9 protein-coding genes and 1 pseudogene are annotated in these 16,317 nt (G+C 64.7%); 4 read left to right on the forward strand and 6 right to left on the reverse strand.

Features of this window, described 5'->3' with window-relative positions:
* Nucleotides 1-84: 84 nt before the first annotated feature.
* Nucleotides 85-2,334: pseudogene (locus tag AC13FW_RS08115) on the reverse strand (ESPR domain-containing protein); the annotation flags it as partial.
* A 399-nt stretch (nucleotides 2,335-2,733) separates the two neighbouring features.
* Complete coding sequence (purL, locus tag AC13FW_RS08120) at nucleotides 2,734-6,615, reverse strand: phosphoribosylformylglycinamidine synthase (protein ID WP_482988757.1); 3,882 nt, start codon at nucleotides 6,613-6,615, stop codon at nucleotides 2,734-2,736.
* A 317-nt stretch (nucleotides 6,616-6,932) separates the two neighbouring features.
* Here purL and AC13FW_RS08125 point away from each other — a divergent pair, with 317 nt between their 5' ends.
* Entirely contained in the window at nucleotides 6,933-9,083 is a 2,151-nt protein-coding gene (locus AC13FW_RS08125; protein WP_482988758.1) for a glycosyl hydrolase family 18 protein, read from the forward strand.
* A 76-nt stretch (nucleotides 9,084-9,159) separates the two neighbouring features.
* On the opposite strand, the gene AC13FW_RS08130 is transcribed toward AC13FW_RS08125, so the two are convergent.
* Nucleotides 9,160-9,939, reverse strand: a complete 780-nt coding sequence (locus AC13FW_RS08130) for a DsbC family protein (RefSeq protein ID WP_482988759.1) — start codon at nucleotides 9,937-9,939, stop codon at nucleotides 9,160-9,162.
* Nucleotides 9,940-10,306: 367 nt separating this feature from the next.
* A complete protein-coding gene (gene xerD / locus AC13FW_RS08135) occupies nucleotides 10,307-11,284 on the reverse strand; it encodes a site-specific tyrosine recombinase XerD (protein WP_296253157.1) in 978 nt (325 codons plus the stop codon).
* 71 nt (nucleotides 11,285-11,355) lie between these two features.
* On the opposite strand from xerD, the gene AC13FW_RS08140 reads away from it, so the two are divergent.
* The gene (locus AC13FW_RS08140; protein ID WP_296253159.1) at nucleotides 11,356-11,817 is read left to right on the forward strand and encodes an RDD family protein; all 462 of its coding nucleotides are present in this window, start codon (nucleotides 11,356-11,358) and stop codon (nucleotides 11,815-11,817) included.
* A 119-nt stretch (nucleotides 11,818-11,936) separates the two neighbouring features.
* Here AC13FW_RS08140 and lptG read toward each other — a convergent pair whose 3' ends face one another.
* A complete protein-coding gene (gene lptG / locus AC13FW_RS08145) occupies nucleotides 11,937-13,043 on the reverse strand; it encodes an LPS export ABC transporter permease LptG (protein WP_296253161.1) in 1,107 nt (368 codons plus the stop codon).
* Entirely contained in the window at nucleotides 13,040-14,125 is a 1,086-nt protein-coding gene (gene lptF / locus AC13FW_RS08150; RefSeq protein WP_296253162.1) for an LPS export ABC transporter permease LptF, read from the reverse strand. Before lptF ends, lptG begins: the two co-directional genes overlap by 4 nt.
* A 105-nt stretch (nucleotides 14,126-14,230) precedes the next feature.
* Between lptF and AC13FW_RS08155 the strand changes: the two genes are divergently transcribed.
* Together AC13FW_RS08155 and AC13FW_RS08160 are read left to right on the forward strand one after the other, a co-directional pair.
* The gene (locus tag AC13FW_RS08155) at nucleotides 14,231-15,703 is read left to right on the forward strand and encodes a leucyl aminopeptidase (protein ID WP_482988760.1); all 1,473 of its coding nucleotides are present in this window, start codon (nucleotides 14,231-14,233) and stop codon (nucleotides 15,701-15,703) included.
* 114 nt (nucleotides 15,704-15,817) lie between these two features.
* A complete protein-coding gene (locus AC13FW_RS08160; RefSeq protein WP_482988775.1) occupies nucleotides 15,818-16,243 on the forward strand; it encodes a DNA polymerase III subunit chi in 426 nt (141 codons plus the stop codon).
* Nucleotides 16,244-16,317: the final 74 nt, after the last annotated feature.

Raw genomic sequence — 16,317 nt, forward strand, 5'->3', positions numbered from 1 at the left:
ACCGGCATCGCTACCAGCATCGCCCATTGCCTTGAAGTACTTGGCCGCATTTGCTGAAGACTGCTGCACCGCATCCAGTTGCTCCTTGTTTACCGCATCAGTGGCTGATGTACCTGCAGCCACATTGACTATCTGGCGCTCTGCGCCGGCACTTCCAACGGATATGGAATAGTCCCGCTCAGCCACCGACCGCGATCCAAGTGCAACGCTGCTATGCCCCTGCGCCTGTGCATTTTCGCCAATGGCAACTGCATTGTTTTCACCCGCCATCGAGCTGTAACCCAGCGCAATTCCGTATCTGCCAATACTCCGAGCTCGAACACCTATCGCCGTGGAGATGTCACCGATGGACTCCGCGCCGGCACCCAATGCAAGGGAGTAAGCACCCCCGGCGATTGTGCTGATGGGGATATCCTCGAGCAAAAGCTGACCACCAATGGCCACGGCACCAACACCTCCTGATCGGGCGGCATTACCTATGGCGACACCGCCCTGTCCGCTGGTTTGTGCATTCGAGCCCAATGACAGCGCATTCATGGCTGAGGTATCAGCATCTCTGCCCAGTGCAACAGAACTTTGCCCACTAGCCTCCGCACCAACACCGAGCGCCATGCTCATTTGTCCAGAGGAGGCCGATCCCTTCATCATCGCCAAGCTGTCAACACCAGAAGCCATGGCATCCGCACCTACCGCCGTGCCACCATCGGCCAGCGCCAACGCGCCATTACCCAGTGCAAGCGAAGCCTTCCCGAGAGCGTTTGATGCCTCACCCACCGCAATCGCGGCATCACCTTCAGCGTAAGCGCCAGCGTCGCTTTCATCGCTTCCATTGACCTGGATGTATTTCCCGCTGCCGGCAGCGGCCAATGCATCCTCCAACTGCGCCTTGTTCACCGCATCGGTGGCTTCGGTGCCGGCGGCAACATTGGTGATCTGTCGCTCGGTACCCACTCCGCCAACAGAGACACTGTTCTCGCGATCGGCCAGCGAGTTCGCTCCCAGTGCCACGCTGTTGATTGCCAATGCGGCTGCATGGTCGCCGATCGCAACCCCTCCGGCTGCGTCCGCCCAACTGCTGAACCCAAGCGCAGTGCTGTAGTCCCCGGTGGCCCACGCACCGTTGCCGAACGCGGCGGCTCCATCCCCCTCCGCAAGCGCATAGATCTGCCCCGCCGCCAATCCACCCACCGCAACAGCCTCAACACCCGTCGCTGTCGCGGTCTGACCGATGGCTATCGCAGAGGTACCTTCAGCTTCCGCTCCATCCCCCACCACAAGGCTGCCGTCTCCCGTCGCTTTGGCCAGGTAACCAAAGGCCTGGGCGCGCGCACCCGACGCCAGTGAGAATGCACCAATTGCCGTTGACAAGGTGCCGCTGGCCTCGGCCATCACGCCGCCAGCGAGTGACTGTTCGCCTTTCGCTTTTGCCAAGGTACCCAGGGCAGTCGCATAGTCAGCACTTGCTTCAGAGCTCCACCCGATCGCACTTGCGCTATTGCTGCTTGCCGAAGCCTCTGCGCCTACCGCCACTGTGTCGTATTCCGCCGCGACAGCCTTGTACCCGATCGCCAGACTGCTGTCACCCGAGGCAATGCTATTGCTGCCTACAGCAATGGCGTTGATTCCGTCGACGGTGTTGGAAAACCCAAACGCACTGGCATTCTCGCCATCAACCTGGTTGAGGTTTCCGAATGCAGAACTGTTGCTGCCGTTGGCGGCATTTCGGTACCCGATAGCACTTGCCTGCTCACCTGCAGCAACATTGTTGCTACCGACCGCGGTGCTGTGGATTCCGATGGCCTGCGAGCCAATGCCAGCAGCGGTAGCACCGTCGCCACTGGCCAATGCATCATCGCTTCCGTCACCGATGCCATTTGCAACGAAGTAATTGACCGTAGCCACGACGCTGTCCGCTGCCGCAGCATCCAGCGATTCCTCACCGATAGCTGCAGACTCGCCATCAAAGACCATCGCGGTCGATCTGGCGACGGCCACATTGCTTGCTGCTTCGCTCGTGTTCTCGTTGCTCGCGACGACCCTGCAAACATCCGCAGTGGTGCTCGAAGCCGTACAGACAGCCGGGTTGTCCGGCGCCTGCGCGTTCACGGCTGGCAGCGCAAGTACCGTCAGCCCCACTCCGATCGCCGCAGCCAGCCCGCACAACGAACGTCCCCCGCCCTTGCGCCTGTCCACTCGCATCGCGCCAGCAGACGAGGCGGCCAGCTCAGATGCCACCACGACCTGGCCCAACGCCTTGCTCCATACCTTGCGATAAATCCGATTCATCGAAGACCGCTCCCGAAATTGTGTTTGTTTACGCGCAGGCGTTGCCATACCGCTGCACGCAAAGCGCTCAGTTACTTTTTCTCTGTTGAATTCCCGCTTCCCAGGTCCTGCCAGGCGCTGCAGGCTTACACCTGCCGCGGACGACTGTTTCCCCGTTCGAAAACGTCAGTCATCTGCAAGGTGTCTGGAGTTTTGGATGATGGTTTCATCTGAGTCAAATCTGCTTCTGACCCTTAAAAACATGGGTACAGCAGGAAAAGCCGATAAGAACGCCAATGAAAATATATTTTTTCAATGCTGTTCAATGCTGTTCCATTCAATAAGGGAACAGCGCATGCATCTGGCTGCGATCTGTATCCAGGTACAGAAAAAAAGCCCGCAGGCGTTGGCCTGCGGGCTTCTTCAAACTTCAATGTACGGCAATGAACTTTCGGCGGCTTCGCCTGTTCAGCCGCACCATACTCTTGCGTTGCGGAACATCCGCAGCCACGGCGAATCTTCGCCCCAGCTGCTCGGCGCCCAGCTCAGGTTGACCGTGCGCGGGGTGCGTTCCGGGTGCGGCATCAGGATGGTGACGCGGCCATCGCTGGTGGTCAGGCCGGTGATGCCGTCGGGCGAACCGTTCGGATTCAGCGGGTACTGGGTGGCCACACGGCCATCGCCATCGACGTAGCGCAGCGCGATGCTGGCTGCCGCCTGGTCCACCGCGCTGTCGAACTCGGCACGGCCTTCGCCATGTGCGACTGCAACCGGCAGGCGCGAACCGGCCATGCCGCGCAGCAGGATCGACGGCGACTCGACGACTTCCAACAACGCGGTGCGTGCCTCGAACTGCTCGCCGGCATTGCGCAGGAACTTCGGCCAGTGTTCGGCACCGGGGATGATGTCCTTGAGCTGGCTCATCATCTGGCATCCGTTGCACACGCCCAGCGCGAAGGTATCCGGGCGGGCGAAGAAGGCCGCAAAGGCCTCACGCAGCGCCGGACGTTCGAGGATGGAGGTTGCCCAGCCGCGGCCTGCACCCAGCACGTCGCCGTAGCTGAAACCACCGCAGGCAGCGATGCCACGGAAGTCGCCCAGCTGCACGCGGCCTTCGATCAGGTCGCTCATGTGCACATCGTAGGCGTCGAAACCAACGCGCTCGAAGATGTTGGCCATTTCGATCTGACCATTGACGCCCTGCTCGCGCAGGATCGCCACCTTCGGCCGTGCGCCACTGGCGATGAACGGTGCGGCGACGTCGTCGGCCGGATCAAATGCCAGCTTCGGCTTCAGGCCCGGCGCGTTGAAGTTACGTGCAATCGCACGCTCCTGATCGGCTGCATCCGGGTTGTCACGCAGTTTCTGCATGGCGTGGGTCACCGACCACCAGGCATCGAACAATTCTTCCCAGCGCCATTCCACCACGCTGTCGCCGGCCAGCTGCACGCGCACCACCGGTGCGGTGGTCGGGCGGGCGATGCGCTGTGCGCATTCGGTCAGTGCGTGGCGCTCGACCAGATCAGCGAACGCGGCGCGGTCTTCCTTGGCGATCTGCACCACGGCGCCCAGCTCTTCGTTGAACAGGCTGCGGAACGGATCATCGCCCCAGGCATCGAGCACGATGTCCAGGCCCATGCGCGAGGCGAATGCCATTTCGCACAGTGCGGCGAACGCGCCGCCGTCGCTGCGGTCGTGGTAGGCCAGCAACAGGCCTGACTCACGTGCATCACGGATCAATTCAAAGAACGCGCGCAGGCGCTGCGGGTCGTCCAGATCCGGCACATCACCGGCGAATGCCGGCAGCGCGCGGTGATCGGCCTGGGTCTGCGCCAGGATCGAACCGCCCAGACGCTGCTTGCCAGCGCCCAGGCCAATCAGCCACAACTCGCTTTCGGTTTCGCGGTCGAGCAGCGGGGTGAGCTGCTGGCGGGCATCGCTGACCGGGGCGAACGCAGTGATCACCAGCGATACCGGCGACACCGACTTCTCGGCCTGGCCATCGGCCTGCCACTGCGCCTGCATCGACAGCGAGTCCTTGCCCACCGGGATGCTGATATCCAGCTGCGGGCACAGTTCCATGCCGACGGCCTTGACGGCGTCGTACAGCAGCGCGTCTTCACCGTTGTGGCCGCAGGCGGCCATCCAGTTGGCCGACAGCTTGACCGTATCCAGCGCGGTCACCGGTGCGGCGCACAGGTTGGTGATGGCTTCACCCACCGCCATGCGTGCCGATGCAGCGGCGTTCAACAGTGCCAGCGGCGTACGCTCGCCCAGCGACATCGCTTCGCCGGCGTAGGTGTCAAACCCAGCCAGGGTGATTGCAACATCGGCCATCGGCAGCTGCCACGGGCCGATCATCTGCTCGCGCGCGGTCAGGCCACCGACGCTGCGGTCGCCGATGGTGACCAGGAAGCTCTTCGAGGCGACGGTCGGGTGTGCGAGCACACGCAGGCCGGCGTCATGCAGGTCGATGCCGGCGGTCTTCAGTGACGGCCAGCGCGGCGCCGGCGGATGCACGGTGTCACGGTGCATCTTCGGTGCCTTGCCGAACAGCACGTCCATCGGCAAGTCGATCGGGGCGTCGGCCGGGGTGTTGCCCGGGGTCGCGCCGTAGGCAACGACCAGGTGTTCCTCCGCAGTTGCCACGCCGACGGCCGCGAACGGGCAGCGTTCGCGCGCGCAGATGGCGGCGAATTCGGCCAGGCGCTCCTGCGCCACGCCGAGTACATAACGTTCCTGCGACTCGTTGCACCACAGTTCCAGCGGCGACAGCGAGGGATCGTCGGTGGGCACCTTGCCCAGGTCGATCACGCCACCGACGTTGGAGTCGTGCAGCAGTTCGGGAATGGCGTTGGACAGGCCACCGGCGCCGACGTCGTGGAAGAACTTGATCGGGTTGTTCGTGCCCATGGCCACGCAACGGTCGATCACTTCCTGGCAGCGGCGCTCCATTTCCGGGTTGTCGCGCTGCACGCTGGCGAAGTCGAGGTCTTCGGCGCTCTCGCCCGAAGCCACCGACGAGGCCGCACCGCCGCCCAGGCCGATCAACATGGCCGGGCCGCCGAGCACGATCACCGCGTCGCCCGCCTGCAGCTGCAGCTTGTCGACCTGCACGCGGTCAATCGCGCCCAGACCACCGGCCAACATGATCGGCTTGTCGTAGGCACGGGTAATGCCATCTTCCGGCAGCTCGAAGCTGCGGAAGTAACCGAGCAGGTTCGGGCGGCCGAATTCGTTGTTGAACGCAGCGCCGCCGAGCGGGCCGTCGAGCATGATGTCCAAGGCCGGAGCCATGCGCGGGTTCAGCGCGCGCGGCGCTTCCCACGGCTGCGGCAGGGTCGGGATGCGCAGGTGCGAGACCGAGAAACCGGTCAGGCCGGCCTTGGGCTTGCCGCCGCGGCCGGTGGCGCCTTCGTCGCGGATTTCGCCACCAGCACCGGTCGCGGCGCCCGGAAACGGCGCGATCGCGGTCGGGTGATTATGCGTTTCCACCTTGATCTGGAAGGCGCTGGGCACCACCGCTTCGCTGCGGTACTTGCCGGTGGCGGGGTCCGGGCGATAGCGCGCAGCCGGTTCGCCTTCGATCACCGCAGCATTGTCGCTGTACGCGCTGAGCGTGTGCTGCGGGGTCTGCTGGTGGGTGTTCTTGATCATCTTGAACAGCGAGCGGTCCTGCTCGTTGCCATCGATGGTCCAGCTGGCATTGAAGATCTTGTGCCGGCAATGCTCGGAATTGGCCTGCGCGAACATCATCAGTTCGACGTCGGACGGATCACGGCCGAGTTCGCTGTAACGCTGGCGTAGGTAATCGATCTCGTCATCGGCCAGAGCCAGACCGAGGCGCTTGTTGGCGCCTTCCAGATCGTCCAGGGCGATGCGCTCCAGAGTGCCGCGGCCGAGGTTGGCGAACAGCGCCTGGGCCTGGTCGATGTCTTCCAGCAGCGACTGGGTCATCGGATCGTGCAGCAGCTTGGCCAGTGCGGCCTGTTGCGCCGGATCGGACGGCCAGCCGCTCAGGTCGATGCGGGTACCGCGTTCAACGCGCTGGATTGGTAGACCGGCGCCGCGTACCAGCTCGGTGGCCTTGCTCGACCACGGCGACAGCGTGCCCAGGCGCGGCACCACATAGCGCGAGATTGCGCCATCGGCGCGCTCTGCAGCCTGTGGCTGACCCTGCAGGATGCGGCCCAGCGTGGTCTGGTCGACCGCGCCGGCATCGGCAGCCTGGGTGAAATAGACGTGCCAGGCACCGGTGATGCGCAGATCGGCGGCAATGGACTGCAGGCGGGATTCAAGACGTTCGCGGCGGAACGGCGAAAGGGCAGCTGCGCCCTCGAGGACGATCATGTCCGGGAGACCATGGTGGGAATCGGCCCGCGATTGTACCGGACTCGGCCGCCCCAAGCCTCGGCCGCCCGACTACCGGAAGTCCTCAGGGATGACGCGGTTCACACCGACAGTCCGCTGCGCAGGCCAAACCGTGCCGCCTTTTTTGACAACGTTATCCTCATTCGACCGGCACCTGCGTGCTGGTGCAACGGCCCAGATCCGGGCCCCGCAAGCATTTTCCTCGTCCCAAGGCCGGGCGCAGCCGCGCCCGCCCCGCCGGAGGCGTGCCCCGGAACATCGCACAACCACCGCCCCACCAAAGAAGGAGACCCACCATGACGGACCATCCGACAGGCCCTTTCCGGCCCCGATATACCTGCCAGCTCGCCCGCAGGCCGCGGCTGGGCCCGGCCCTGGCCCTGGTGTTTGCGGCCGGCAGCGTCGTACCGGCAGCCCAGGCCGCCAACTGTGCAGGGGTGAAGCCCTGGCTGGGAACCACGATCTACCAGCCCGGCGACCAGTTGCAGAAGGGCGGCACGCTGTACCAGGCACGCCAGACCATCTGGAACGCACCACCGGACCATCCCGCAGGCCGCCGCTACTACGACAATCTGGGCCGCTGTGATGACGGCGCACCAGCAGCCAACCAGCCGCCGCAGGTCCGCCTGACCGCACCCAGTGCAGGCAGCACCTTCAACGCCGGCAGCAGCATCACCTTCAGCGCAGTTGCGACAGACAGCGACGGCAGCATCCGCAGGGTCGAGTTCTTCCGCAACGGCCAATCCATGGGCAGCGTCGGCAGCGCGCCCTACCGCCTTGCATGGCACAACGCCGCAGCCGGCAACCATCTGCTCAGCGCCATCGCCACCGATGACCGCGGTGCCAGTACCACCTCGGCCACGGTCAACGTGACGGTCACCGCTCCGGACAAGGACAGCACCGCACCCTCGATCCCGCACGGGCTCCGCCCAGAGGCACGCACCCCGACCAGCATTGCCCTGCGCTGGAATGCTGCCAGCGACAACCCCGGTGGTAGCGGCATCGCCGCCTATGACCTGTACCGGGACGGCACGCAGATCGCTTCGACTGCCAGCAGCCAGCATGACGACACCGCGCTGACCCCGGCCACCACCTATCGCTACGCCGTGCGTGCCCGCGACAAGGCCGGCAACGCCTCCGCGCTCAGCGCCATTGTCAGCGCCAGTACCTTGGCCGAGGACGGCGGCGGCAACGAACCAGGAAAACCAGGCGGGCCCGGCACTCCAGGCGCCGGCGGCAAGCGGGTGATCGGCTACTTCACCCAATGGGGCATCTACGGCCGCAACTACCGCGTCAAGAACATCGACAGCAGCGGTTCGGCGGCGCACCTGACCCATATCAACTATGCCTTCGGCAACGTCCGCAACAACCGCTGCGAGGTTGGCATCACCCAGGCCGCCGATCCGGCCAGCGGCGCGGGCGGCGACGCCTATGCCGATTACACCCGCAGCTTTGGCGCCAGCGAAAGCGTCAGCGGTGTCGCCGACCAATGGAACCAGCCGCTGCGCGGCAACTGGAACCAGCTCAAGCAGCTCAAGGCCAAGTACCCACAGCTCAAGACGCTGATCTCGCTCGGCGGCTGGACCTGGTCACGTGGTTTCTCCAGTGCCGCACGCCCGGAGAACCGCCAGGCCTTTGTCGCCTCCTGCATTGACGCCTACATCAAGGGCAATCTGCCGTTCACCGACCATGCCGGTGGCAAAGGGGTAGCTGCAGGCGTGTTCGATGGCATCGACATCGATTGGGAGTACCCGGCCGCCTGCGGCCTGGGCTGCGGCACACCCGCCGACCGCGACAACTTCACCGCCCTGCTGGCCGAATTCCGCCGCCAGCTGGATGCAGTGCGCCCCGGCCTGCTGCTGACCGTGGCCGTGGGTGCAGGCATCGACAATATCCGCCCCACCGACCCGGCCGCCTATCACCGCCATCTGGATTTCATCAATGTGATGACCTACGACTTCCATGGCGCCTGGGCCGGCACCACCAATCACCACACCGCCCTGTTCCACTCCCCGGCAGATCCTTCAACCGGCGACGCCGCCCTGTACAACAGCAACGACGCCATCGAGGCCTACCTGCAACGCGGCGTCCCGGCGGCCAAGCTGAATCTCGGCGTCGGGTTCTATGGCCGCGGCTGGACGGGCGTGGCTCGAACCAACAACGGCCTGTACCAGAGCGGGCGGCCGGCAAGCGGCAGGTTCGAGGCCGGCATCGAGGACTGGAAGGTGCTGAAGAACCTCGGTTGGCCGGTGCATACCGACCCGATTGCGCAGGCGACGTGGCTGTATGACGGCAACACCTTCTGGAGCGTCGACACGCCGGAAATGCTCGGCCGCAAGATGGCCTACGTCAAAGCCCAGGGTTTGGGCGGCGCGTTTTTCTGGGAGTTCAGCGGTGACGATGCCCAAGGCACCTTGGTCAACAGCGTCAGCAACGGCCTGAAGTAAGCAACTGCCAAAAACACAACGCCCCTCGCGTTACCGGGAGGGGCGTTGTCTGTTCAAGCCTTGTCGCGCATGGCTATCAGCGGCTGCCGCCACCTTCCAGGCGATCCAGCGTGGCCTTCAGCTGTGCCGGCGGCAGGTAGCCACCGAGCTGGGTGCCATCGGCAGCGAAGATCGCCGGAGTACCGTTGATCCCCAATTGCTGGCCGAGGTTGTACTGCATGGCCACCGGGTTGGTGCAGTTCCTGGACTGCACCGGCTGGCCGGACTTGGCAGCGGTCAGCGCGGCCTTGCGGTCGCTGGCACACCAGACCGAGATCATGTCGGTTGCGTCCTTGCTGGCCAGGCCCATGCGCGGGAACGCGAGGTACTCGACGGCGATGCCGTTGCGGTTCAGCTCGGCGATATCCTGGTGCAGCTTGCGACAGTAGCCGCACTCGATATCCGTGAACACGCTGATGGTGTGTTTGGCATTTGGCGGTGCAAACACGATGCGATCCGCATGCGGCAGCGTCTGCAGCAGGTTGCGACGGTAAGCCAGCAGGCCGGGGCTGGTAGCCTGGCCCTTCTTCTCGATGTCGTAGGGCGTGCCCTGCAGCAGATAACGGCCGTCATCGGTCACGTACAGCACCTGCCCGGACACCAGCACCTCTCGGAAACCCGCAAACGGTGCTGCGCCGATGTATTCCGGCTTGAGGTTCGGATCCAGCTGCTTGAGCGCGTCGCGTACCTGCTTCTCGACTGCGGCATCAGCCGGGGAGGCAGCGGCACTGGCAGCGGCTTTGGGAGCTGCGGGCTGTTGCGCGCAGGCAGTAAGGCTGAGCGCGCCGAATAGCGCGGCAATGGCAAATCGGAACATGACGACCCATCGAAAGAGAACAGCCGGATTCTCGCACACCGCCCGAATCGGCGTGGGAGCGGCCCCGGCTTGTAGGAGCGGCGTAAGCCGCGAAGCCCCCCATCCCTGAGCACAGGCATCAACCGCAACCTGACACCCCCTCTGCTTCGCGGCTAACGCCGCTCCTACGGGCTTCGCTGGGAGAGCCCCTGCCGAGCATGGCTCGGCACTACGCCTTTGCCCCCTGACGCAGGGGTAAGCCTCTGCCCCTCCCTTGCGCCAAAAGCGCAGGGCCATGCCTCTGCCCCCTCCCTTGCGTCGAAGGCGTAGGGGAGGGTTGGGGAGGGGTTGGCTCTTCGCTGTCCGCTTTCAAACAAACCCTACAACTTCACCCCCGCGGGTGGTGCTTGCGATGCAGCTTCTGCAGGTGTTCACGGGCAACCAGGGTGTAGATCTGGGTGGTGGACAGCGAGCTGTGGCCAAGCAGCATCTGCAGCGCGCGCAGGTCGGCGCCGTGGTTGAGCAGATGGGTGGCAAAACTGTGACGCAAGCCGTGCGGGCTGATCTTTCCAGGATCAATACCAGCCACCGCCGCGCTGGCTTTCACCAGGGCCCAGAACTGCTGCCGGCTCAATGGGGTACGGTCGATGTCGACAAACAATGGCACCTGCCCCGCCAACGTCGCCGCAACCGGCTTGCCTCCCGTGAGCTGTGGCCTTGCCGTGGCCAGATAGCGCTCCAGCCAGTACTGCGATTCCTCGCCCAAGGGCACCAACCGCTCCTTGCTGCCCTTGCCGGTCACCCGCAGCACACCCTGGCGCAGATTGACCGCATTGGCCGGCAGGTTGACCAGCTCACTGACGCGCAGGCCAGCGGCGTACATCAGCTCCAGCATCGCGCGATCACGCAGGCCGACCGGGCTTTCCGTATCTGGCGCTGCCAACAGCGCCTCAACCTGACTTTCTGCCAAGGCCTTGGGCAGCGAGCGTGGCAGCTTGGGCGACTCCAGCAGTGCCGCAGGGTCTTCACTGCGCTCCCCGCGCTTCAGTGCCTGCGCGAAGAAGGCGCGCAGCACCGACAGCAGACGCGCATTGCTGCGCGCGGTCCAGCCGTGGCGGGTGCGCCAGGCCAGGTAATCAAACAGGCCCGCACGATCAATCCCAGCCAGGCCGTCGTTGGCACCATCGCGCCAGCGCGACAAGCCTTCAAGATCGCGTCGATAACTCTCCAGCGAAGCACGGGCCAAGCCATTTTCAGCCCAGATCGCATCCAGAAAGCGCTGGATCAAACGGTCATCGGCATCACGCAACGGCGGCAGTTGCTGCACCAGTTGGCGGCGTTCGGCAGGAGTCATGGACGCGGACATCGGCATAAGGATAAGCCCAGCACGAACGGCTGCCCATGCACGCATGCCATTACAGAACGTATGCTCGGCCCATGAGCACACCCGCCCTTGCCGAAACGCCCCGCCCTTCCGCATTGCTGCTGCGCCGCCTGGCCGCGCTGTTCTACGATCTGTGGCCGGTGTTGGCGCTATGGATGCTGGTGTCGGCTTTGTTCACCGTCGGCTACACCCTGGCTGGCCATGCCAGCCGCGACAACATCCATCCCTTCAGCGCATTGCAATGGCTGCTATGGCTGAGCTGCTGGTTGGTTGCAGGCCTCTATGCCACCGAGAGCTGGAAGCGCGGCGGGCAGACCCTGGGCATGCGCCCGTGGCGGCTGCGCCTGCAGACCGCTGACGGGCAAGCCCCCAGCCGGGTGCAGCTGTGGAAGCGCTACGCACTTGCCACGCTGTCGCTGCTATTTGCTGGTTTCGGCTTCATCTGGGCGCTGTTCGACCGCGAGCGCCTGACCCTGCACGACCGCCTGAGCGGCACAAGGCTGACGAAATTGTAGTGCCGAGCCATGCTCGGCAGGGGCTTTACCATCATTGCCGAGATGTAGTGCCGAGCCATGCTCGGCAAAACGCGTTACCGGGAAAGCCTCAGCCGAGCATGGCTCGGCTCTACCCCGCACTACCCAACCCGTCGTCGTGACAGCCAGGCGGAGATGCCCAGCATCATCAACGGCGGCAAGGCATAGGCGATGCGGTAATCAAACTTCAGCGCGCCGGCCATGCGCCCGAAGAACATCTGCAACAGCAGGAAACCCAGCGCGAACAGCATGCCCAGGAACAGGCGCTTGCCCATGCCGCCGCTACGCAGCGAACCAAACGCAAACGGCACCGCGGCCAAGCACAGTGCCAGCACATTCAAGGGGTAGAACCAGCGGCCCCAGTAGGTGTCTTCGTACTCACGCGCATCCAGGCCATTGCGCTTGCGGTAATCGATGCTGGTCTTGAGTTCGCCAACACCGAGGTTGCGCGGCTTGGCCAGGCCGGAAGCCAGCGCAGAGGCATCCAACTGCGAGGCCCACTTTTCGCTGGGCAGCTCCTGGCGCGCGACCGAGCGTTCGCCAAAGGTATCGCGACGCACGCTTTCCAACACCCAGCCCTGGCTGTCGTGACGTGCGGTCTTGGCATAGGTCAGGCTCAACAGGCGCCCGTCTTCGCCCAGCTGGTACAGGCGCACGTCATGCAGCAGCAAGGTCGACTGACCGTCGGCGCTGAGCTGCTCTTCGCCAGTCAGCGCATTGAGGAATGTATCGCCTTCACGCGCCCACAGGCCCGAATAGCGGGCCGTGGCCATATCGGTATTGAAACGGGCGCTGGCCTTCAAGGCATCCGCGCGGCCCTGTGCCCAGGGCGCCAGGGTTTCGCCATTGACCACCATCAACGCGGTCAACAGCGACAGCGCAATCGCCACCGATACCGCAATCCGCCGCCGCGACAGGCCAATCGCCCGCAGCGCGGTCAACTCGGAGGTCGCCGCCAGCTGGCCCAGGCCCATCAGCGCACCAATCACCGCAGCCATCGGAAACAGTGTGTAGGCACGACGCGGCAGGGTATATGCCACCCACGCCAGAGCATGGCCGAAGCTGTAATGGCCCTGGCCGATCTTCCCGGCCTCGCCGGACAAGGCCATGATCGCATCCAGGCCCAGCAGCACCATCCACACCACCAGCACCGTGAGCAGCACGGTACGGCCTACATAGACGTCATGAATCCGCGGCAGCAACCTCATGCCTTTGCTCCCGCACGGCGGCGACTCAAGCGCCCATCACGGAAGTACAGCCACAGGGCCAGCAACAGCAATGGCAGGGTCAACCACCACATGCCGGCATCGACCGGCAGCTTGCCCGCGGCCAGCCACTGGCGGCCAAGAATGCTCAGGCTCACGCCCACGGTGTAAGCGAGGAACGCGACCATGATGCGGCCATAACGCTGCTGGCGCGGCGCGCTGCGCGCCAGCGGCAGGGTCAGCAGGGCAAATGCCAGCGCCAGCAGCGGCGGGGTGATGCGCCAGTGCAACTGGGCCTTGGCCTCCGCCCGGTCATCGCCGAGCAACTGGCCGGTGGTCAGCATTTCCGGGTCATTCTGGTCGCGCACTTCCTCGCGGTCCGGCAAGGCAACTTCATTGCGCGCATAGCGCATCAGCCGGTAGTCCAGGGTTCCGCTCTCCGGGCCTTCGACCCGGTAGCCGTCCTCCAGCCGCAGGTAGCGCTGGCGTTCGCCTTCGAAGAACATCGCGCCACTGTTTGCCGATACCACGTCGATACGCCCTTCCTTCTGACGCTGCATGAACACCTTGCCCATCTTGGTGCCGTCGCCCGTCAAAGACGACAGGTAGACAATGCCGCCACCAGCCAACGGGGTGAACTGGCCCGGCTCCAGCCCGGCCACAACCATGCTGCGACTGGCTTCCTGCAGCATCCGCTCCGCGTTGCGGTCGGCCCAGGGGCCCAACCACAGCGAGCAGCCCGCAACCAGCGCCACCACCGGCACCGTCAACAGCAGGATCGGCTTGAGCAGGCGCTTGGGACCGACGCCAACACCGGTCAACACCGCCATTTCTGAATCGCGGTACAGCCGCGCGATCGACAGGGCCAGCCCCAGCATCAGCGCCAGGGGCAGGATGATGGGCAGGTAGACGATGAATTGCAGGCCCAGCTGGGACAGCATCAGGCCGGCCGGGATGCGGCCATCGGCGATGCGGCCGAGGATATCGACCAGCACACCGCCCATGCTGACTACCAGAAGTACGGTCAAAGTGGCCAGAAAACTCTGGAGGAAGTCACTCAGAAGGTAGCGGTCAAGCTTCGCCATAGGGTCGGTGGTTTAAACTCTCGGTTTAGTCCGCAGAACGCCCGGCCTCGATGGCCATGCGTATACAGCCTGCGATTGTACGGATTTGGCAACGGAATCTGATCAATGTCTCTGGAATTCACCCTGAACCACGCCGCCCCGGTCTCCGCCGAGGTGGATTGCGTCATTGTTGGCGCCTTCTCTGACAAGTCGCTGACCCCGGCCGCACAGGCCCTGGACGCAGCGTCTGGCGGCCGTCTGGCCGCCCTGGTCGAGCGCGGCGATGTTGGCGGCAAGACCGGCAACACCACCCTGCTGCACGATCTGGCTGGCGTCAGCGCCGCCCGCGTACTGGTGGTTGGCCTGGGCGACCCGGCCAAGTTCGGCGTGGTGCAGTACCTGAAGGCTGCCGGCGACGCCGCCCGCGCCCTTAAGAGCGGCAATACCCGCAGCGCGCTGTTCACCCTGAACGAACTGGAAGTTGGTGGTCGCGATGCCGCCTGGAACGTCCGTCAGGCGGTGATCACTGCCAACCACGCCAGCTACCGCTACACCGCCACCCTGGGCAAGAAGAAGCCGGAAGCCCCGGGCCTGGAGTCGCTGGCCATCGCCAGCAGCGACGAAACCGCGCTGCTGCAGGGCCAGGCCATTGCCGCCGGCGTGGAATACGCCCGCGAGCTGGGCAACCTGCCGCCGAACTACTGCACCCCGGCCTATCTGGCTGAATCCTCGGTCAAGTTCGCCGCCGAGCACGACGGCGCCGAAGCCGAGATCCTGGACGAGGCGCAGATGGAAGCGCTGGGCATGGGCTCGCTGTTGGCCGTCGCCCGTGGCTCGGCCAACCGCCCGAAGCTGGTGGTGCTGAAGTGGAGCAACGGCGGCGACGCCAAGCCCTACGTGCTGGTCGGCAAGGGCATCACCTTCGACACCGGCGGCGTCAACCTGAAGACCCAGGGTGGCATCGAGGAAATGAAGTACGACATGTGCGGTGGCGCCAACGTCATCGGTACCTTCGTCGCCACGGTCAAGGCCAAGCTGCCGTTGAACCTGGTGGTGGTCGTCCCGGCAGTGGAGAACGCCATCGACGGCAACGCCTACCGTCCGTCCGACGTGATCACCTCGATGTCGGGCAAGACCATCGAAGTGGGCAATACCGACGCCGAAGGCCGTTTGATCCTGTGCGACGCGCTGACCTATGCGCAGCGCTTCGAGCCGGCTGCGCTGATCGACGTTGCCACGCTGACCGGCGCTTGCATGGTGGCCCTGGGCCACCAGACCGCCGGCCTGATGAGCAAGCACGACGACCTGGCCAACGAACTGACCGCCGCCGGCGAGAACGTGTTCGACCGCGCCTGGCGCCTGCCGTTGTGGGACGAGTACCAGGGCATGCTGGATTCCAGCTTCGCCGACGTCTACAACATCGGCGGCCGCTGGGCTGGTGCCATCACCGCCGGCTGCTTCCTGTCGCGCTTCACCGAAGGCCAGCGCTGGGCGCACCTGGATATCGCCGGCGTAGCCAGCGATGAAGGCAAGCGCGGCATGGCCACCGGCCGCCCGGTCGGCCTGCTGACCCAGTGGTTGCTGGACCGCGTTGCCTGAGTAAGTCCTGGACAAAGCCGGGGTTGGAAAACCGGGGTCAGAGTCGGGTTTTGACCCCGGCAAAACCCGACTCTGACCCCGGTTTTCCAACCCCTTCCCCAAACTCCCCGTGACCTGATGCGTGCCGACTTCTACCTGATTGCCAAGCCGCGCTTTCTCACCGAGCCACTGAAGCTGGTGTGCGAACTCGCGCGCAAGGCCAACGATGGCGGCCTGTACACGTTGGTTCTGGCCCGCGACCAGGCCCAGGCCGAGGAACTGGACGAGCTGCTGTGGTCTTTCGACCCTGACGCCTACATCCCGCACCAGATCATCGGTGAGGACGTGGACGAGGAAGAGGCCATCGTACTGATCGCCACGCCGGGTACCGAAGCACCAGAGCGTCCGCTGGTGATCAACCTGCGCGACGAGCCCTATCTGGGTGCCTGCGACCGTGTGCTGGAAGTGGTTCCGGCCGATCCGGCCGCACGCGAGCCGCTGCGGGAACGCTGGCGCCAGTACAAGGCCGCCAACTACACGCTCAACAAATACGACATGTAAGGCGAAACCGGGGTCAGAGTCGGGTTTTGCCCGGCAAAAACCCCCGATGAACCCCGGTTGGGGCGTTTTAAGAG

The organism is Stenotrophomonas sp. 21LCFQ19 (assembly GCF_056861425.1).